The sequence below is a fragment of the Streptomyces sp. NPDC017529 genome (genome assembly GCF_044329785.1).
Taxonomy (GTDB): Bacteria; Actinomycetota; Actinomycetes; order Streptomycetales; family Streptomycetaceae; genus Streptomyces.
On record NZ_JBIRJY010000006.1, the window covers coordinates 99108 to 117236 of the forward strand.

Annotated in this window: 22 protein-coding genes; 6 read left to right on the plus strand and 16 right to left on the minus strand. The window is 70.5% G+C overall.

The window, feature by feature from the left end:
- Positions 1 to 13: 13 nt before the first annotated feature.
- Together ACH4K4_RS17475 and ACH4K4_RS17480 are read left to right on the plus strand one after the other, a co-directional pair.
- Complete coding sequence (locus ACH4K4_RS17475; RefSeq protein WP_398168164.1) at positions 14 to 1879, plus strand: endonuclease/exonuclease/phosphatase family protein; 1866 nt, start codon at positions 14 to 16, stop codon at positions 1877 to 1879.
- Between the two features lie 125 nt (positions 1880 to 2004).
- A complete protein-coding gene (locus tag ACH4K4_RS17480) occupies positions 2005 to 2859 on the plus strand; it encodes a 4-hydroxy-tetrahydrodipicolinate synthase family protein (RefSeq protein ID WP_398168688.1) in 855 nt (284 codons plus the stop codon).
- On the opposite strand, the gene ACH4K4_RS17485 is transcribed toward ACH4K4_RS17480, so the two are convergent.
- The 5 genes from ACH4K4_RS17485 to ACH4K4_RS17505 form a co-directional block, all read right to left on the minus strand.
- Positions 2816 to 3622, minus strand: a complete 807-nt coding sequence (locus ACH4K4_RS17485) for an EI24 domain-containing protein (protein WP_398168166.1) — start codon at positions 3620 to 3622, stop codon at positions 2816 to 2818. The genes ACH4K4_RS17480 and ACH4K4_RS17485 overlap by 44 nt on opposite strands.
- 56 nt (positions 3623 to 3678) lie before the next feature.
- The gene (locus ACH4K4_RS17490; protein ID WP_398168167.1) at positions 3679 to 4245 is read right to left on the minus strand and encodes a hypothetical protein; all 567 of its coding nucleotides are present in this window, start codon (positions 4243 to 4245) and stop codon (positions 3679 to 3681) included.
- Positions 4246 to 4610: 365 nt separating this feature from the next.
- The gene (dapD, locus tag ACH4K4_RS17495; protein ID WP_398168168.1) at positions 4611 to 5600 is read right to left on the minus strand and encodes a 2,3,4,5-tetrahydropyridine-2,6-dicarboxylate N-succinyltransferase; all 990 of its coding nucleotides are present in this window, start codon (positions 5598 to 5600) and stop codon (positions 4611 to 4613) included.
- A gap of 71 nt (positions 5601 to 5671) precedes the next feature.
- Complete coding sequence (locus ACH4K4_RS17500; protein ID WP_398168169.1) at positions 5672 to 6211, minus strand: TetR/AcrR family transcriptional regulator; 540 nt, start codon at positions 6209 to 6211, stop codon at positions 5672 to 5674.
- The gene (locus tag ACH4K4_RS17505; protein WP_398168170.1) at positions 6211 to 6531 is read right to left on the minus strand and encodes a DMT family transporter; all 321 of its coding nucleotides are present in this window, start codon (positions 6529 to 6531) and stop codon (positions 6211 to 6213) included. The genes ACH4K4_RS17500 and ACH4K4_RS17505 overlap by 1 nt, the downstream gene beginning before the upstream one ends.
- Before the next feature lie 87 nt (positions 6532 to 6618).
- On the opposite strand from ACH4K4_RS17505, the gene ACH4K4_RS17510 reads away from it, so the two are divergent.
- On the plus strand, positions 6619 to 7494 hold the full coding sequence (locus ACH4K4_RS17510; RefSeq protein ID WP_398168171.1) for an alpha/beta fold hydrolase: 876 nt from the start codon (positions 6619 to 6621) through the stop codon (positions 7492 to 7494).
- A gap of 10 nt (positions 7495 to 7504) precedes the next feature.
- Here ACH4K4_RS17510 and ACH4K4_RS17515 read toward each other — a convergent pair whose 3' ends face one another.
- Genes ACH4K4_RS17515 through ACH4K4_RS17525 form a run of 3 tightly spaced genes read right to left on the minus strand, consistent with a single transcriptional unit; the run spans position 7505 to position 8937 of the window.
- Positions 7505 to 7870, minus strand: coding sequence for a VOC family protein (locus ACH4K4_RS17515; RefSeq protein ID WP_398168172.1), 366 nt, complete (start codon positions 7868 to 7870; stop codon positions 7505 to 7507).
- A 40-nt stretch (positions 7871 to 7910) separates the two neighbouring features.
- Complete coding sequence (locus ACH4K4_RS17520; RefSeq protein WP_398168174.1) at positions 7911 to 8126, minus strand: DUF397 domain-containing protein; 216 nt, start codon at positions 8124 to 8126, stop codon at positions 7911 to 7913.
- Positions 8119 to 8937: a Scr1 family TA system antitoxin-like transcriptional regulator gene (locus ACH4K4_RS17525; RefSeq protein ID WP_398168175.1), complete on the minus strand. Its 819-nt coding sequence runs from the start codon at positions 8935 to 8937 to the stop codon at positions 8119 to 8121. The genes ACH4K4_RS17520 and ACH4K4_RS17525 overlap by 8 nt, the downstream gene beginning before the upstream one ends.
- 117 nt (positions 8938 to 9054) lie before the next feature.
- Here ACH4K4_RS17525 and ACH4K4_RS17530 point away from each other — a divergent pair, with 117 nt between their 5' ends.
- Positions 9055 to 9279: a hypothetical protein gene (locus tag ACH4K4_RS17530; RefSeq protein ID WP_398168176.1), complete on the plus strand. Its 225-nt coding sequence runs from the start codon at positions 9055 to 9057 to the stop codon at positions 9277 to 9279.
- 73 nt (positions 9280 to 9352) lie between these two features.
- Here ACH4K4_RS17530 and ACH4K4_RS17535 read toward each other — a convergent pair whose 3' ends face one another.
- From ACH4K4_RS17535 to ACH4K4_RS17570, 8 genes are read right to left on the minus strand one after another with little or no spacing between them, the layout of a single operon-like run.
- Positions 9353 to 9685: a metal-sulfur cluster assembly factor gene (locus tag ACH4K4_RS17535; protein ID WP_073760145.1), complete on the minus strand. Its 333-nt coding sequence runs from the start codon at positions 9683 to 9685 to the stop codon at positions 9353 to 9355.
- Complete coding sequence (gene sufU / locus ACH4K4_RS17540) at positions 9682 to 10140, minus strand: Fe-S cluster assembly sulfur transfer protein SufU (protein WP_003983960.1); 459 nt, start codon at positions 10138 to 10140, stop codon at positions 9682 to 9684. Before sufU ends, ACH4K4_RS17535 begins: the two co-directional genes overlap by 4 nt.
- Before the next feature lie 20 nt (positions 10141 to 10160).
- Positions 10161 to 11417 (minus strand): cysteine desulfurase, encoded by a 1257-nt coding sequence (locus tag ACH4K4_RS17545; protein WP_398168177.1) that lies wholly within the window; start codon positions 11415 to 11417, stop codon positions 10161 to 10163.
- Positions 11414 to 12178 (minus strand): Fe-S cluster assembly ATPase SufC, encoded by a 765-nt coding sequence (sufC, locus tag ACH4K4_RS17550; RefSeq protein WP_398168179.1) that lies wholly within the window; start codon positions 12176 to 12178, stop codon positions 11414 to 11416. Before sufC ends, ACH4K4_RS17545 begins: the two co-directional genes overlap by 4 nt.
- 6 nt (positions 12179 to 12184) lie before the next feature.
- Positions 12185 to 12520: a non-heme iron oxygenase ferredoxin subunit gene (locus tag ACH4K4_RS17555; RefSeq protein WP_360126539.1), complete on the minus strand. Its 336-nt coding sequence runs from the start codon at positions 12518 to 12520 to the stop codon at positions 12185 to 12187.
- Positions 12517 to 13701, minus strand: coding sequence for a Fe-S cluster assembly protein SufD (sufD, locus tag ACH4K4_RS17560; RefSeq protein ID WP_398168181.1), 1185 nt, complete (start codon positions 13699 to 13701; stop codon positions 12517 to 12519). Before sufD ends, ACH4K4_RS17555 begins: the two co-directional genes overlap by 4 nt.
- Positions 13702 to 13756: 55 nt before the next feature.
- A complete protein-coding gene (gene sufB / locus ACH4K4_RS17565) occupies positions 13757 to 15178 on the minus strand; it encodes a Fe-S cluster assembly protein SufB (RefSeq protein WP_398168183.1) in 1422 nt (473 codons plus the stop codon).
- Complete coding sequence (locus ACH4K4_RS17570; protein ID WP_398168184.1) at positions 15175 to 16020, minus strand: helix-turn-helix transcriptional regulator; 846 nt, start codon at positions 16018 to 16020, stop codon at positions 15175 to 15177. The genes sufB and ACH4K4_RS17570 overlap by 4 nt, the downstream gene beginning before the upstream one ends.
- Before the next feature lie 313 nt (positions 16021 to 16333).
- Between ACH4K4_RS17570 and ACH4K4_RS17575 the strand changes: the two genes are divergently transcribed.
- Both ACH4K4_RS17575 and ACH4K4_RS17580 read left to right on the plus strand, forming a co-directional pair.
- Positions 16334 to 17296 carry an ABC transporter ATP-binding protein gene (locus tag ACH4K4_RS17575; protein ID WP_398168186.1) on the plus strand — a complete coding sequence of 321 codons (963 nt, stop codon included), beginning with the start codon at positions 16334 to 16336 and terminating at the stop codon, positions 17294 to 17296.
- Entirely contained in the window at positions 17293 to 18099 is an 807-nt protein-coding gene (locus tag ACH4K4_RS17580; RefSeq protein WP_398168187.1) for an ABC transporter permease, read from the plus strand. The genes ACH4K4_RS17575 and ACH4K4_RS17580 overlap by 4 nt, the downstream gene beginning before the upstream one ends.
- The last annotated feature ends 30 nt before the right edge of the window (positions 18100 to 18129 follow it).

An 18129-nucleotide genomic window follows, 5' to 3' on the forward strand; every position in this document is an offset into this window, starting at 1 on the left:
CCGGAGGCCCGCCGTGTCCGCGCACATACCGCCGCACGAACCGTCCCGTACGCCCTGCCGCCGCACGCTGCGCAGATCGGCCGCGCTGACCGCGGCGGTCGCCGCCGCGCTGACCGGCGGGCTGCTCGCCGTGCCCCAGTCCGCCTCGGCCGCGGGCACCCGCATCCACGATCTCCAGGGCACGACCCGCCTCTCGCCGTTCGCGGGCAAGCAGGTCGCCGACGTGCCCGGCACGGTCACGGCGGTACGGGCCTTCGGCTCGGCCCGCGGCTTCTGGGTGCAGGACCCGCGCCCTGACCGCGACCCGGCCACCAGCGAGGCGGTCTTCGTCTTCACCGGCAAGGAGACGCCCAAGGCCGCCGTCGGCGATTCCGTACGGGTCTCCGGCACGGTCAGCGAGTACTACCCGGGTGGCGAGCAGGCGGGCCTGCAGTCCGTCACCGAGATCACCGGCGCCGCCTGGACCGTGGTCTCCTCCGGCAACCCGCTGCCGGCCGCTTTCAAGCTCAACGCCGCTTCCGTGCCGGACCGTTACGCCCCGTCGGCGGGCGGCAAGAGCATCGAGGGCCTGCCGCTGCGCCCGCACTCCTACGCCCTGGACCGCTACGAGTCGCTGGAGGGCATGCGGGTCTCGCTCGCGGACGCGTCCGTCGTCGGCCCGACCAGTTCGCACAACGAACTGTGGGCGACCGCCGAGCCCCGCCACAACCGCACCGTGCGCGGCGGCGCGCTCTACGGCTCGTACCAGGACCCCAACTCCGGCCGCATCAAGATCACGTCGCTCATCCCCTTCGCCCAGCGGCCCTTCCCCGTCGCGGACACCGGCGACGAGCTGACCGGCACCACCGCGGGCCCGCTGGACTACGACAACTTCGGCGGGTACGGCATCGCGGCCACCGAGCTGGGCACGCTCACCGACCGCGGCCCGGCCCGCGAGACCACGCGGGGGCAGGCCGCCGACGAGCTGGCCGTGGCCACGTACAACGTCGAGAACCTTTCCCCGAAGACGCCGCCCGCCAAGTTCGCGCGGCTGGCCGAGGCGCTGGTGAAGAACCTCGCCGCGCCCGACATCGTGGCGCTGGAGGAGGTGCAGGACGACAACGGCCCGGCGAACGACGGCACCGTCTCCGCGAACGCGACGCTCAAGCGGCTCACCGAGGCCGTCAAGGCGGCCGGCGGCCCGTCCTACGAGTGGCGCCAGATCGACCCGGTGAACAACCAGGACGGCGGCCAGCCCGGCGGCAACATCCGCACCGCGTTCCTCTTCAACCCGGCGCGCGTCTCGTTCACGGACATCGCCGGCGGCGACGCCACCACCCCCGTCAAGGTGACCGGCTCCCACGGCAAGCCGCGCCTGACCGCCTCCCCCGGCCGCATCGACCCCGGCAACGCCGCCTGGGCCAACAGCCGCAAGCCGCTGGCCGGCCAGTTCTGCTTCCGGGGCCGCCCGGTCTTCGTCGTCGCCAACCACTTCAACTCCAAGGGCGGCGACCAGGGCATCGACAGCCGCTTCCAGCCCCCGGCCCGTACGTCGGAGGCCCAGCGCGTCCAGCAGGCGCGAGCCGTGAACGCCTTCGTGAAGGACGTCCTCGCCGTGGCCCCGAAGGCCGACGTGGTGGTGGCCGGCGACCTCAACGACTACCAGTTCTCCCCTGCGCTCAAGGCCCTGACCGCCGGCGGCGTCCTCACCGACCTCGTCGACCGGCTGCCGCGCGGCGAGCGGTACGGCTATGTCTACCAGGGCAACTCGCAGGTGCTGGACCACATGCTCACCAGCCGCCACCTGCGCCGCGTGGACTACGACATCGTCCACATCAACGCGGAGTACGCCGACCAGTCGAGCGACCACGACCCGCAGGTGCTGCGCCTGAAGCCGTAGCAGTGCTTAAGGCTTACCTCAGCACAACTAAGTAGACCTGAAGGTTTGGCGGGGACAGACTCCGTTCCGTGACCACAACGAGCGCTGTCCCGTCCCCGCCCCCCTTCGGCCGTACCGCCGCCGCGATGATCACGCCGTTCCGCACGGACGGCGGCCTGGACCCGGACGGCGCGCAGCGCCTCGCCGTCCACCTCGTCGGCGAGGGCTGTGACGGCCTCGTCCTCAGCGGCACCACCGGCGAAGCGCCGACGACCACCGACGCCGAGAAGGAAACCCTGATCCGGGCCGTCGTCGAGGCGGTCGGCGACCGGGCGCGGATCACCGCCGGGGTCGGCACCGGCGACACCCGGCACAGCACCGAACTGGCCCGCACCGCCGAACGCGCCGGCGCCCACGGCCTGCTCGTCGCCGCCCCCGCCTACTCCTGCCCCGGCCGGGAAGCCGTCGCCCACCACCTGCGCACGGTCGCCGGCGCCACCGGCCTGCCGGTCATGCTGTACGACATCCCCGGGCGCACCGGCACCGGCACCGCACTGGCCGCCGACACCCTCCTGCGCCTCGCGGAACACCCGCGCGTCGCGGGCGTCAAGGACTGCGCGTACGACCTCATGAAGACCGCGAAGGTGCTGGCGGCCACCGACCTCGCGTACTACGCGGGCTGCGACGAGCAGGCCCTCCCGCTGCGGGCCATCGGCGCCGTCGGCTGCGTCAGCACGGTGGCCAACGCCGCGCCGCGCGAGGTACGGGCCGTCCTCGACGCGTACGACGCGGGCGACCCGGCCGGGGCCACGCGCCGCTACCTCCGCCTGGTACCGCTCATCGAGACGATGATGGGCACCGAACACCCCGGCGCGGTCACCGCCAAGGCGCTCCTGAACACGCTCGGCCTGCCCGCCGGACCGGTCCGCGCGCCTCTCCTGGCAGCAGGCCCCGGGATCACCAGCGCGCTGGCGAAGGCTCTGAAGACCGCTCAGCGGTAACTCCGTCCTCCTCGGCCGCTTCCTCGTCCTCCCCGGTGAGATCACGGACGAGCAGCGTCGCGCCGGCCACCGCCCCCGGCATCAGGAACACCGCCACGAACGGCACGAGGAACAGCAGCACCAGCGGAGTACCGAAACCGACGGCGAGCCCCTTGCGGCCGCGCAGCATCCGCAGCCGTTCCCGCACGGGGATGCCGCGCCGCTGCATCGCCACCGACGTCAGCTCCACCGTCAAGAAGAAGCCCGAGACGCAGAAGCCGATCGCGGGCACCACGGTCTGCCCGACCACGGGGATGAACCCCAGCGCGAAGAAGAGCAGCCCGAAACCGGCAGCACGCACCAGAACGTGCACGCTGTCCCGCAGCGAGATCCACAGTTCCCGCCACAGCGGCAGTCCGGGCCCCGGCGGGCAGCCGCCCTCGCTCTCCTCCACCTTCTCCGACAGCGACTCGTAGAAGGGGTCGCCGATCAGCAGCGTGACGGCGGTGAAGGTCAGCACGGACAGCAGCAGGCCGCCCGCGAAGAGCAGCGCGACGAACAGCCCGCGCAGCGCCCCCTGCCAGGGCGTTCCCCAGCCGTCCGCGAACGGCGTCGCCCAAGAGGCGAGGTCGCCCGCGTAGAAGGCGAGCGCGACCAGCGCCGCCGCGTACAGCACGAGAGCGATGAGTGCGGGAATCATCCCGAACCCCCACCACCGGCCGTGCCGGGCAACCCAGCGCTGCCCCTTCCCCAGATACCCCGTTCCCGCCACAAGATCGCGCATGCGGTCAGCGTAGCGGGCTCATGACATGCCCCCGTCTCCGTACCGTACGGATACGGTTACGGGCCGCCCTCCGGTTCGCCGCCCGCCACGATCCGCAGCGGCCCGCCCCCGAGCCGTACGAACTCCGCGAAGCCGACCGCCGTCCAGGACGCGAACGCCGTCCGCCCGCGCAGCGCCGCACACTGCGCGCAGACGGCGGTCAGCACCCGCCAGCCCGTACGCCCCCACCCCGCGTCCGCGAACCCGCACGGCTCCATGCCGCACGCGCACGCGCCGACCCGCGCCACCCGCACCCGCTGCCGCGCGTACCGCATCCCGCGCTCGAAGCGGATGTACGAGCCGAGGACGGTCACCTCCAGCAGCACCGCCCGGTGGTACTCGCTCGCACACGCCAGGGCCAGGGCCTGGTCGAACGTGTGCAGGCAGTAGAAACCGCAGTCACAGCGCAGGGCGGGGCAGCGGTGGCGCCTGCCGTACACGCAGCGGGCCTCGTCGAGGAACCCGTACGGCAGCGCACCGCCGAGCGAGATCCCCGCGAACCCGACCCGGGTGCCGTCGTGGGAGATGACCGGGTGCGCCAGCTTGTACCCCAGGGGCGGCGACGCGGGTCGCTCCTCGGGCAACCGCAGCCTCATCGGCCGGCCGGCACGCGTTCCTGTCGCAATTCACCGGCACCTGACGTCTCAACCCCACCGCCGGAAACCGGCACCCCGGCCTCCTTTGTCACCGCCTGAGGCCCTGCCGCCCTCTCCTCGACCTCCACGTCCTCCGCGATACCGACAGCGAGCGGTTTACCCAGCCTCATGACGCCTCCCGGTCCGGTCGGTCCGTTGGACACCGTCCCGCCATGGTGCCCAGGAACGGCGCGGTTGGCACCGTCCGATACCGGCCAGGACACGGCAGCGGCCCGGCGGGGAAACCTCGGAAGGTCCCGCCGGGCCGCTGTGCGCGCCGGGTGCGCCGCCCGTTGCGGGCGCGGCGCACGGGCTCAGTTGTGGCTGTGCAGCACGTCGTTCAGGCCGCCCCAGTCGGCCTTGTTCGGGCGGGCCTCGACGGTGCCGGTGGTGGAGTTGCGGCGGAAGAGGATGTTGTCGGCGCCGGACAGCTCGGCGGCCTTGACGATCTGGCCGTCGGGCATGGTGACGCGGGTGCCCGCGGTCACGTACAGACCGGCCTCGACCACGCACTCGTCGCCCAGCGCGATGCCGATGCCGGACTCCGCGCCGAGCAGGCAGCGCTCGCCGATCGAGATGATCTGCTTGCCGCCGCCGGACAGCGTGCCCATCGTGGAGGCGCCGCCGCCGATGTCCGAACCGTCACCGATGACGACGCCCGCGGAGATGCGGCCTTCGACCATCGAGGTGCCGAGCGTGCCCGCGTTGAAGTTGACGAAGCCCTCGTGCATGACGGTGGTGCCCGCGGCGAGGTGCGCGCCGAGCCGCACCCGGTCGGCGTCGGCGATCCGTACGCCCGCCGGAGTGACGTAGTCCGTCATCCGGGGGAACTTGTCGACGCTGGTGACCTGAAGGTGCAGGCCCTCGGCGCGGGCGTTCAGGCGCGCGGTCTCCACCTGGTCGACGGGCACCGGGCCCAGCGAGGTCCAGGCGACGTTGGCCAGCAGGCCGAACATGCCCTCCAGGCTCTGGCCGTGCGGCTTGACCAGCCGGTGGCTGAGCAGGTGCAGGCGCAGGTACACGTCGTGCGCGTCCAGCGGCTTGTCGTCCAGCGAGGAGATGACCGTACGGACGGCCACGACCTCGACGCCACGGCGCGCGTCGGTGCCGACCGCCTTCGGCGCGGCCTCGCCGAGCAGCTCGACGGCGCGCTCGTCGGTCAGCCGCTCGGTACCGGCGGGACCGGGGTCGGCCACCAGCTCCGGCGCGGGGAACCAGGTGTCGAGGATGGTGCCGTCGGTGGTGACGGTGGCGAGGCCGGCGGCGACGGCGCCGGTGGTACGGGAGGTAGCAGCTTCGGTCATATCGAAAACCTAACCGGAGGGGGGCCACGGAGGCGAACCGGTCCGGAGACCGGGATGCCCCGGCGACCACCTCAGCCCAGCACCCGCACCACCGCGTCCCGCACCTCCGCCCGGTCGAACTCCCGGCCCGTCAGCAAATGTTGCAACGTCAGCCCGTCGATCAGTCCGACCAGCGCCCGCGCGGTGCCCTCGTCACCGGTCCGCCGCGCCAGCAGCTCGACCATGGCGTCGAGACACTCGGCCGCGAGCGGCCGCACCGCCTCGTGCCGCAGCGCGGCGAGGTACAGCTCGTACTCCAGCTCCGCCCGTGCCCGGTCGCCGGTCAGCGACTCCTCGACCAGCCGCGTCAGCTCGTCCGCCAGCGGGACCGAGGCGTCCACCCCCCGCTCCCACTCCTCGATCCCGGCCAGCCACGCCCCGTTGACCTGCCGCAATGCCGCCACCAGCAGATCGTCCAGCGAGGCGAAGTGGTACGTCGTGGACCCGAGCGGTACGTCCGCCTCGGCCGCCACCGCGCGATGGCTGAGCCCGGCGATGCCCCGCTCGCCCACCACCCGGATCGCCGCGTCGATGATCCGCTGCGGCCGGTCCGGGTCGTAACGGCGCGGCATCAGTGCGCCCCGCCCAGATTCAGCACGACGACCCCCGTGATCACGAGCACCACCCCGATGATCCGCGCGGCGGTCGCCGCCTCCCCCAGGAACACCATCCCGATCGCCGCGACGACGGCCGTACCGGCCCCCGACCAGATCGCGTACGCCGTACCGACGTCCATCGTCTTCAGGGTCTTCGCGAGCAGCACGAACGCGACGACATACCCCAGCACGGTCCCCAGCGAGGGCCACAGCTTGCTGAAGCCGTCGCTGTACTTCATCGCGGTCGTCGCGAGGATCTCGGAGGCAATCGCTCCGGCAAGCGTCAGGTACACCATACGTACGAGCGTACACAACGTTGCGTACGGTCGTACACAAGGGAAATTCGGATGCGGGGCACCCTGCTCCCGGCCATGATGTTGATCATGTCTGAATTCTTCGATGCACCTGATCGGCTGGGCGAAAGCGCCCTGCCTGACGGGCGGTTGCTCGGCTGGGCCGAGTGGGGGCCGCCGGACGGAGCGCCCGTTCTGCTGTGTCCGGGTGCGGCCACGAGCCGGTGGCTCGGCTTCGGCGCAGGCGTCGTCGAGGCGCTTGGAGTGCGCCTCGTCTCCGTGGACCGCCCGGGGCTCGGCGCCTCGACGCCCGCCCCCGGGCGCACGTTCTCCGAGTTCGCCGACGACATGCGGCACCTCTGTCTGCTGCGCGGGCTGGGGCACCCGGCCGTGGTCGGGAACTCGCAAGGTGCGCCCTTCGCCCTCGCCTGCGCCGCGGAGGGCGTCGCCTCGGCACTGGCCGTCGTCTCCGGTGCGGACGAGGTCGCCGCGCCGCAATTCGCTTCCGTTCTGGAGCCGGACCTGCGCGGTCTCGTCGAGCGGACCGAGCGCGATCCGGCCGGCGCCGAAGAGCTGTTCGCGAGCTTCACCGCAGATGCGATGTGGGACATGGTCATGGCCGGCAGCCCGGAGTGCGACCTCGCCGTCTATCAGGACCCTGATTTCGCGTTCGGCTACCGCAGGGCCTTGGACGAGGCATTCGCCCAAGGCGCCGCCGGTTACGCCCGCGACACCGTCCTGGCGATGGGACGGTGGCCCTTCGCCCTCGACGAGATCCGCGTCCCGGTCGACATCTGGTACGGCGAGCAGGACACCAGCCACTCGCCCGACAACGGAGCACTGCTCGCTGCCCGTATACCCGGTGCGCATCGCCATGTCGTGCCGGGAATCGGCGGTGCTCTGCTATGGACACACCCCCGGTCGATCCTCACGTCGCTCGTCGGGAAAGCCACCTCCGGCGGGTAGGTGACGCCGGTCAGTCCAGCAACGACTTCTTCGGCCGCAGCACGCAGAACTCGTTCCCCTCCGGGTCCGCCAGCACCACCCAGCTCACGTCGTCCCCCTGCCCCACATCCGCCCGACGCGCCCCGAGCCCGACGATCCGCTCGACCTCGACGGCCTGGTCGTCCGGCGCGAGGTCGATGTGCAGCCGGTTCTTGCCCGCCTTCGCCTCGGGTACGGCGAGGAAGGTGATGCCCGGCAGCGCATGCTCATCGGCCGCGATGATCACCTCCTCCGCGTCCTCGTAGACGATGCGCCAGTCCAGCACCTGGGCCCAGAAGGTGGCGAGGCCCTTCAGATCGTGGGCGTCGACAGCGAGTTGATACAGAGAAACGGCCATGCCCGCCAGTGTGCCGGGCGGGCATGGCCGTGTCAGGGGGTCAGGACAGCCGGACAGCCCCGACGAACGACGCGAAGGCCGCGTCGGAGAAGACAAGCACCGGACCATCCGGATTCTTGGAGTCCCGCACCAGGACTATCCCTGTCGCGCCATCCGCCACTTCGAGGCAGTTCCCCTCACTAGCGCCGCTGTAGCTGGACTTCCGCCACGTCGACAACACCGACGCGCGGGCGATGACGTACTGGCTGCTACCCATGTTCGTACTCCTCCGCGACAGCCCTGACCAAAGCCAGGGAATCTTCGTGCGACCGCGCATCACCCAGGGCGAGGGCGTAGGAGGACTGGCAGTTGTGGACCACATCCGGGCTGTCCAGGATGGTGCCGGTGCGCAGCCCCTCGACGTAGACGATAGGCGGCGCGTCGTCGAACCACATCAACGTCGTACCGCTTTCCAGTATCGCGTGGACGCCCACCGAGAACGGAATGACATGGACGCGAACCCGCCCCCGTTCGCCCATGCCCGCGATATGCCGGAGTTGTTCGGCCATGACGGCTGGCCCGCCCACCGGACGCCGCAACACCGCTTCGTCAAGGAGCACCCATAGCGCAGGTGTTACGGCGTCTTCGAGGATGCTCTGGCGCGCGATTCGCGTGACGACAGCGTCGTCACAATCCTTGTCGCTCATGGGAGGGAATCCCGATCGGAATACCGCTCGGGCGTAGGCCCTGGTCTGCAAAAGCCCCGGCACGAGCGTGGCCCCATACTCCTGAACCATCGTCGCCTGCTGTTCGAACAGCGCGGCCTGTTCGTAATGATCGGCCACCGGCCGCCCGTCGAGCGTCGGCAGGAACCGGGCGAACACGCCTCCCGTGACCAGCACTTGATCCAGGCGCCGCGCGTCGTCCGGTGCCGGTTTCCGGCGCCCCGCCTCGATGTGGGCGATATGCGTGCGCGACATGACCACTTGCTCGCTCAGCTTTTCCTGGGTGAGGCCGGCCGCCTCCCGCCGCTTTCTCAGCTCCTCCCCGTAGGCCGTACGTGACGGAGGAATGCGGCTATCGCTCATATGGGCAACTCCTTTGCGTGACCTGCCCTTTGTCACTCTGTGCCTACTGGCGAGCGTACTCGTGCGACTCCACGCTGTAAGCGGAAACAGCTACCCCCCCCCACGGAGGCACACCGCATGACCAACCGCTTCGAGAACATGTCCCCCGCCGAAACCGCCCGCGAAATCATGTGCGACCTCGGCGAGGCCGCACGGGCCGTCGGCGTTCAGTTCCCCAGTCTGCGGCTGGACCCGCATCCGGTGGCCGGGCTCGGTACGCCTGTGCACCTCATCGACACCGGCCGTATCAACCTCACCACCGCCATGCAGATGACCGAGGTGTTCCGCGCGGCGCGCAAGTAGGCACGAAAACGGCTGTGCCCGCCGGGGAGACCCGGCGGGCACAGCCGTTCGCGCAAAAGCGATCCCTGCGGGATCAGACGTTGAAGCCGAGCGCCCGCAGCTGCTCGCGCCCATCGTCCGTGATCTTGTCCGGGCCCCACGGCGGCATCCAGACCCAGTTGATCTTCAGTTCGTTGACGATGCCGTCCGTGGCGGACTTCGCCTGGTCCTCGATGACGTCGGTCAGCGGGCAGGCCGCCGAGGTGAGCGTCATGTCGATGGTGGCGATGTTGGCGTCGTCGACGTGGATGCCGTAGATCAGGCCCAGGTTGACGACGTCGATGCCCAGCTCGGGGTCGACGACGTCGTACAGGGCCTCGCGGACCTCTTCCTCCGAGGCCGGCTTCGTGGTTACTGCGTCGGTCATGCGGTCTTCGCCTCCTCGGACAAAGCCTTGGCCGTGGCGTCCTTCCAGGCCATCCAGCTCAGCAGCGCGCACTTCACGCGTGCCGGGTACTTCGAGACGCCGGCGAACGCCACCGCGTCCTCCAGCACCTCCTCCATCGCGTCGTCGGGCTCCAGCTGGCCGCGGGACTGCATCAGCTCCAGGAAGGTCTCCTGGATCTTCTGCGCCTCGCCCAGCTCCTTGCCGACCAGCAGGTCGTTGAGCACGGACGCGCTGGCCTGGCTGATGGAGCAGCCCTGGCCCTCGTACGACACGTCTTCCACGGTCGCACCGTTGAGCCGTACGCGCAGCGTGATCTCGTCACCGCAGGTCGGGTTGACGTGGTGCACCTCGGCGTCGCCGTCCCGAAGACCGCGCCCGTGGGGGTGCTTGTAGTGGTCCAGGATGACGTCCTGGTACATGGAATCCAGCTTCACGGCTCAGTCAGTCCTCGTCCTCATCCGAAGAAGTTGCGGACGTGCTCCAGCCCCTCGACGAGGGCGTCGACCTCGGCCGGAGTGGAGTACAGATAGAAAGACGCTCGCGTGGTCGCGGGAATTCCGTAGCGCAGGCAGACCGGCCGCGCGCAGTGGTGGCCGACCCGGACCGCGATGCCCTGCTCGTCCAGTACCTGGCCCACGTCGTGCGGGTGGATGTCACCGAGCGTGAAGGAGATCGTCGCGCCGCGGTCCTCGGCCGTGGCGGGGCCGATGATGCGCAGGTCCGGGACCTCCAGCAACCGCTTGACGGCGTACTCGGTGATCGCGTGCTCGTGCGCGGCGATGTTCTCCATGCCGATCGAGGTGAGGTAGTCCACGGCCGCGCCGAGGCCGACGGCCTGGGCGATCGGGGGCGTACCGGCCTCGAACTTGTGAGGGGCGGGGGCGTAGGTCGAGGAGTGCATGGACACTGTCTCGATCATTTCGCCGCCACCGAGGAACGGCGGGAGGTCTTCCAGCAGCTCCTGGCGGCCCCACAGGACGCCGATGCCGGTCGGGCCGCACATCTTGTGGCCGGTGAAGGCCACGAAGTCCGCCTGGAGCGCCTGGACGTCCAGCGGCATGTGCGGGGCGGCCTGCGAGGCGTCGATGCAGACCAGCGCGCCGACCTCCTGGGCGCGGCGGATGATCGCCTCGACCGGGTTGACGGTGCCCATCAGGTTGGAGACGAGCGTGAAGGAGACGATCTTCGTGCGGTCGGTGATGACCTCGTCGATCGTGTCCAGGTCGAGCCGGCCGTCGTCGGTCAGCCCGAACCACTTCAGCTTCGCGCCGGTGCGCTGCGAGAGCAGCTGCCACGGCACGATGTTGGAGTGGTGCTCCATCTCCGTGATGACGATCTCGGTGTCCTGGTCGACGCGGTACGGCTCGTCGGCCCAGCCGAGCATGTTCGCCACGAGGTTGAGCGACTCGGAGGCGTTCTTGGTGAAGATCACCTCGTCGCGGCTCGGCGCGTTGACGAACGCGGCGACCTTGTCGCGCGCGCCCTCGTACAGCGCCGTGGCCTCCTCGGCGAGCACGTGCACACCGCGGTGGACGTTGGCGTTGTAGCGCTCGTAGTACCCGTTCAGCGCGTCGAGCACCTGGCGGGGCTTCTGGGAGGTCGCCGCGTTGTCCAGATACACGACCTTCTTCCCGTCGTGGATCCGTCGCTCCAGGATGGGGAAGTCCTTGCGGATCGCCTCTGTGTCGAGGAGGCCCGGCAGCTTTGTCACGCGGTTGCGCCACCCTTCACGTACGCCTCGTAGCCCTCGGCCTCCAGCTTGTCCGCCAGCTCCGGGCCGCCGGACTCGGCGATCCGGCCGTTGGCGAAGACGTGCACGTGGTCGGGCTTGATGTACCGGAGGATCCGGGTGTAGTGGGTGATCAGCAGGGTGCCCACGTCACCGCCCTCGCGGACGCGGTTGACGCCCTCGGAGACGACGCGCAGCGCGTCGACGTCCAGGCCGGAGTCGGTCTCGTCGAGGATCGCGATCTTCGGCTTGAGCAGCTCCAGCTGGAGGATCTCGTGGCGCTTCTTCTCACCGCCGGAGAAACCCTCGTTGACGTTGCGCTCGGCGAAGGCCGGGTCCATGGACAGCCGCTCCATGGCCTCCTTGACCTCCTTGACCCACGTACGCAGCTTGGGGGCCTCGCCGCGGATGGCGGTGGCGGAGGTGCGCAGGAAGTTGGAGACCGAGACGCCGGGGACCTCGACCGGGTACTGCATGGCGAGGAAGACGCCGGCGCGGGCGCGCTCGTCGACGGACATCTCCAGGACGTCCTCGCCGTCGAGGGTGACGGTGCCGCCGGTGATCGTGTACTTGGGGTGACCCGCCAGCGAGTAGGCGAGGGTGGACTTGCCGGAGCCGTTGGGGCCCATGATGGCGTGCGTCTCGCCCTGCTTCACGGTCAGGTCGACGCCCTTCAGGATCTCGCGCGGGCCGCCTTCGGCCTCGACGGAGACGTGCAGGTCGTGGATCTCAAGCGTTGCCATGGGGACTCAGGACTCCTGGGTGACGGAGACGAGCACGGAAGCGTCCGGGCCCTCTCCTTCGATCTTTACGGGGTATACGGGGACGGGCTGCGTCGCGGGGAGGCCGGACGGCTTGCCGGTGCGCAGGTCGAAGCTGGAGCCGTGCAGCCAGCACTCGATCGCACAGTCCTCCACCTCGCCCTCGGACAGGGAGACGTTCGCGTGCGAGCAGATGTCGTTGATCGCGAACACCTCGCCCTCGGTACGGACGAGCGAGACCGGTACGCCGTCGAGTTCGACCCGCTTGGGGCTGTCCTCCTCCAGCTCGGACAGCCCGCAGGCGCGTACGTAGGCCGGGCTCATGCCACGGACGCTTCCAGCTCGGCCTCGATCTTGGTGATCAGGCGCTCTTCCACGTCCGGCAGGCCGATCTGCTGGACGAGTTCGGCGAAGAAGCCGCGGACGACCAGACGGCGGGCCTCGTCGGCCGGGATGCCGCGGGCCATCAGGTAGAACAGCTGCTCGTCGTCGAAGCGGCCGGTGGCGCTCGCGTGGCCGGCGCCGACGATCTCGCCGGTCTCGATCTCCAGGTTGGGCACCGAGTCGACCCGCGCGCCGTCGGTCAGCACGAGGTTGCGGTTGAGCTCGTAGGTGTCCGTGCCGGTGGCGGCGGCGCGGATGAGGACGTCGCCGATCCAGACGGCGTGCGCGTCCTGGCCCTGGAGGGCGCCCTTGTAGACGACGTTGGAGCGGCAGTTGGCCGCCTCGTGGTCGACGAAGAGGCGGTGCTCCTGGTGCTGGCCGTTGTCGGTGAAGTACAGGCCGTAGAACTCGGCCTCACCGCCGGGCGCCGCGTACGTGACGCGCGGGTGCAGCCGGACCAGGTCGCCGCCGAAGGTGACGATCACGGACTTGAAGCCGGCGTCGCGGCCGACCAGCGCGTTGTGCTGGCCGACGTGGACGGCGGTGTCGTCCCAGTCCTGCACCGAGACGACGGTCAGCTTGGCGCCGTCGCCGATCAGGTAGTCGACGTTGGCGGCGAGCGTGGCGTCACCGGTGTGGTCGATGACGACGACGGCCTCGGCGAACGCGCCCAGCTCGATGACCTGGTGGCCGAAGGCCGTGCCGCCCTCGCCGTGCACGGCGATGCGGATCGGCTCGGTCAGCACCGTGTCCTTGGGCACCGAGACGACGGATGCCTTCTCGAAGGAGCTGTACGCCTGGGCGGCGACCCGGTCGACCGGCTTGCCGGCCTTGCCGACGCGGGGGTCGGCGCGGTCGACGAGCTCGTGGGTGACGCCTTCGGGCGCCTTGATGTCGATCTTCAGGTCGGCGCCGGACGCGACGGCGGTGCCGTCGTGCAGGCCCTTCAGGCGCGCGAGGGGCGTGAAGCGCCACTCCTCCTCGCGGCCGTGCGGTACCGGGAAGTCGGCCACGTCGTAGGACGGCGGGGCGCTCATCCGGGTGGCGACGGTGGACTCGGCGGCCACCGCGATCGAGCCGGTGGTGGTGGAACCCGCCGGAATTGTCTGAGCCTCAGCCATGGCTGTCGTCGTGCTCTCTTCCTCGTTGAGAATCAGTCGCTGCTCGCTGCGGCCGTCAGCCGACCGCGCCTTCCATCTGCAGCTCGATCAGCCGGTTCAGCTCCAGCGCGTACTCCATCGGCAGCTCGCGGGCGATCGGCTCGACGAAGCCGCGCACGATCATCGCCATGGCCTCGTCCTCGGACAGGCCGCGCGCCATCAGGTAGAAGAGCTGGTCGTCGCTGACCTTGGAGACGGTCGCCTCGTGGCCCATGGACACGTCGTCCTCGCGGACGTCCACGTAGGGGTAGGTGTCCGAGCGGGAGATGGTGTCCACCAGCAGGGCGTCGCAGAGCACGTTGGACTTGGAGCCCTCGGCGCCCTCGCCGATCTCGATGAGACCGCGGTAGGACGTACGGCCGCCGCCCCGCGCCACCGACTTGGAGACGATGTTGGACGAGGTGTGCGGGGCCATGTGGACCATCTTGGCGCCCGCGTCCTGGTGCTGGCCCTCGCCCGCGAAGGCGATGGACAGGGTCTCGCCCTTGGCGTGCTCGCCCATCAGGTAGACGGCCGGGTACTTCATCGTCACCTTGGAGCCGATGTTGCCGTCGACCCACTCCATGGTCGCGCCCTCGTAGGCGACGGCGCGCTTGGTGACCAGGTTGTAGACGTTGTTCGACCAGTTCTGGATCGTCGTGTAGCGGCAGCGGCCGCCCTTCTTGACGACGATCTCCACGACCGCGGAGTGCAGCGAGTCGGACTTGTAGATCGGGGCGGTGCAGCCCTCGACGTAGTGGACGTAGGCGTCCTCGTCGACGATGATCAGCGTCCGCTCGAACTGGCCCATGTTCTCGGTGTTGATCCGGAAGTAGGCCTGCAGCGGGATGTCCACGTGGACGCCCTTGGGCACGTAGATGAACGAGCCGCCGGACCACACCGCGCTGTTCAGCGAGGCGAACTTGTTGTCGCCGACCGGGATGACCGTGCCGAAGTACTCCTGGAACAGCTCCGGGTGCTCCTTGAGCGCCGTGTCGGTGTCCAGGAAGATCACGCCCTGCGCCTCCAGGTCCTCGCGGATCTGGTGGTACACGACCTCGGACTCGTACTGGGCCGCGACACCGGCGACCAGGCGCTGCTTCTCCGCCTCCGGGATGCCGAGCTTGTCGTACGTGTTCTTGATGTCCTCGGGCAGGTCCTCCCAGGAGGCGGCCTGCTGCTCCGTGGAGCGCACGAAGTACTTGATGTTGTCGAAGTCGATGCCCGACAGGTCCGAGCCCCAGTTCGGCATGGGCTTCTTGCCGAAGAGCTTCAGACCCTTGAGGCGGAGCTTGAGCATCCACTCGGGCTCGTTCTTCTTCGCCGAGATGTCGCGGACGACGTCCTCGGACAGGCCGCGCTTGGCGGAAGCGCCGGCCACGTCGGAGTCGGCCCAGCCGTATTCGTACGTGCCCAGGCCCTCAAGCTCAGGGTGAGCAGTCTCCGTGGGGAGAGTCATGCGGGGTTCCTCCCGGCCGTGCTTGCAGAAGCGTTGGTGGTCTTGGTGGTGCTGTGGGCGGTCTTGCCGGCCTCGCGGCCCTTCGGGACGAAGGTCGTGCAGACACCGTCGCCGTGGGCGATGGTGGCAAGACGTTGCACGTGGGTCCCCAGCAGGCGGGAGAAGACCTCGGTCTCCGCCTCGCACAGCTGCGGGAACTGCTCGGCGACGTGGGCGACCGGGCAGTGGTGCTGGCAGAGCTGCTCACCTAGCTGATGACTGGGCGCGCTGCGCGCCGTAGCAGCGTACCCGTCCGCGGTCAACGCCTCGGCAAGTGCCTGTGTACGGCCTTCGGGGCGGGCGGCCTGGACGGCCGCGCGGTAGCTCTCGGCCAGTGCCGCGAACCGGGCGCGGGCGAACGCGGCGACCGCCGCCTCGCCCAGCTCGCCGCCGCCGGCGCTCTCCGCGATCCAGCGCAGCGCGTCGGCGGCGAGCTGGTCGTAGGACTGGTCGAAGGCGTCCCGGCCGCAGTCGGTGAGCGCGAAGACCTTGGCCGGGCGGCCGCGGGTGCGCGCGCCGTAGACGCGCTTCTCGCGGGGCTCGACCACGTTCTCCGCGACGAGGGTGTCGAGGTGGCGGCGGACGGCCGCCTGGGTGAGCTCCAGCCGCAGGGCCAGCTCGGCCGCGGTGGACGGGCCGTGGTCCAGGATGGAGCGCGCGACGCGGTTGCGCGTGCCCCGCTGCTCGTCGTGGGCGGGCGCGGCGCCGGAGACGGCCCGCGCGGCCCGCGCGGGCGCGGGGCGGTCCGGCCCGCCGGCCGGGCGGGCCGCGGTGCCTTCCTGGTCCTCGCTCGCGTATTTCACAACGCCATTGTTGCGTAATTCCTCAAGCCGAGACAACCCTCGACGGGATCACGGACTGGTGGCCTCGATCACTTAGGGTCACCTAATCGGCTCGCCACCCAGGGGCCGCAGACAGGCGGCCACACCCTACCTGACCTGCGGGTTTACGAGTCACTGGCGGGTCCGCCCGGTCCAGCGCGCGCCGGACGCCGGAACGGCGGGGATGTACGCCCCGCACCGGGGCCCCGGGCCCCCGCGCTCCCCCAGCCGAGGGAGCCCGTCCCTTTTCGCCCCCGCGCCCGCCGGCCCCCACGCGCTTCGTAGACTGCCGGTCATGCGCAGCGCCTCCTCCGGGGACACCTCCCGGACCCCCGGCCGTCCGCCTGCCGTCGAAGTCGCCGGCCTGGTCAAGCGGTACGGGACCAAAACCGCGGTCGACGGCCTCGACCTCAGGGTCGCGGCGGGCTCGGTGACCGCCGTCCTCGGCCCCAACGGCGCCGGGAAGACCACCACCGTCGAGATCTGCGAGGGCTATCGCCGCCCCGACGCGGGCACCGTCCGCGTCCTGGGCCTGGACCCGGTGGCCGACGCGGCGGCGCTACGCCCCCGTATCGGCGTCATGCTCCAGTCGGGCGGCGTCTACGCGGGCGCCCGTGCGGAGGAGATGCTGCGGCACACCGCGAGCCTGCACGCGCACCCCGTGGACGTGGACCTGCTCATCGACCGGCTGGGCCTGGGCGGCTGCGGCCGGACGAGCTACCGGCGGCTGTCCGGCGGGCAGCAGCAGCGGCTCGCGCTCGCCATGGCCGTCGTGGGCCGCCCCGAGCTGGTCTTCCTCGACGAGCCGACGGCCGGCCTGGACCCGCAGGCCCGGCACGCCACCTGGGACCTCGTACGGGAACTGCGCGCCGACGGCGTCAGCACCGTGCTGACCACCCACTTCATGGACGAGGCCGAGCAGCTCGCCGACGACGTCGCGATCATCGACGGCGGCCGGGTGATCGCCCAGGGCAGCCCCGAGGAGCTGTGCAAGGGCGGCGCCGAGAACACCCTGCGCTTCACCGGCCGGCCCGGCCTCGACCTGGGCGCGCTCCTGAAGGCGCTGCCCGCGGAGAGCGCGGCGGCCGAGCTGACGCCCGGCACGTACCGGGTGACCGGGAAGATCGACCCGCAGCTGCTGGCGACCGTCGCCTCCTGGTGCGCGCAGCACGGCGTACTGCCGGACGCCATAGCCGTCGAGCGGCACACCCTGGAGGACGTCTTCCTCGAACTCACCGGCAAGGAGCTGCGTTCATGACCGCCACCGGCACGACGGACCGGGACGGCGCGGCCGGCACCCCCGGCACCTTCGCCCCCCGGCCCGGTGCGGCGCCGCTGCCCCGGATGATCCGCGCGCAGGCGCTCCTCGAAACGAAGATGCTGCTGCGCAACGGCGAGCAGTTGCTGCTGACGGTCGTCATCCCGACGCTGCTGCTGGTGCTGTTCTCGGCCGTCGACATCGTCGACACGGGCGCGGGCAAGGCGGTCGACTTCCTCACCCCGGGCATCCTGGCGCTCGCCGTGATGTCCACCGCCTTCACCGGGCAGGCCATCGCCACCGGCTTCGAGCGCCGCTACGGGGTCCTCAAGCGGCTGGCCGCCTCCCCGCTGCCGCGCTGGGCGCTGATGACGGCCAAGACCTGTTCGGTACTGGTCACCGAGATCCTCCAGATCGTGCTGCTGACGGTGATCGCGTTCGTGCTGGGCTGGTCCCCGCACGGCAACCCGCTGTCGGTGGTGCTGCTGCTCGTCCTCGGTACGGCGGCGTTCTCGGGCCTCGGGCTGCTGATGGCGGGCACGCTCAAGGCGGAGGCGACGTTGGCGGGGGCCAACCTCGTCTTCCTGCTGCTGCTGGTGGGCGGCGGCGTGATCGTGCCGCTCGACAAGTTCCCGGACGCGGCGCAGTCGGTGCTCGGGCTGCTGCCGATCTCCGCGCTCTCGGACGGCCTGCGGGACGTCCTCCAGCACGGCGCCGGCATGCCCTGGGGCGACCTCGGCATCCTCGCCGTGTGGGCGGTGCTCGGTCTGGGCGCGGCGGCCAAGTTCTTCCGCTGGGAGTAGCCGTGACCTGCGGTGACCCAAACGGCCCGC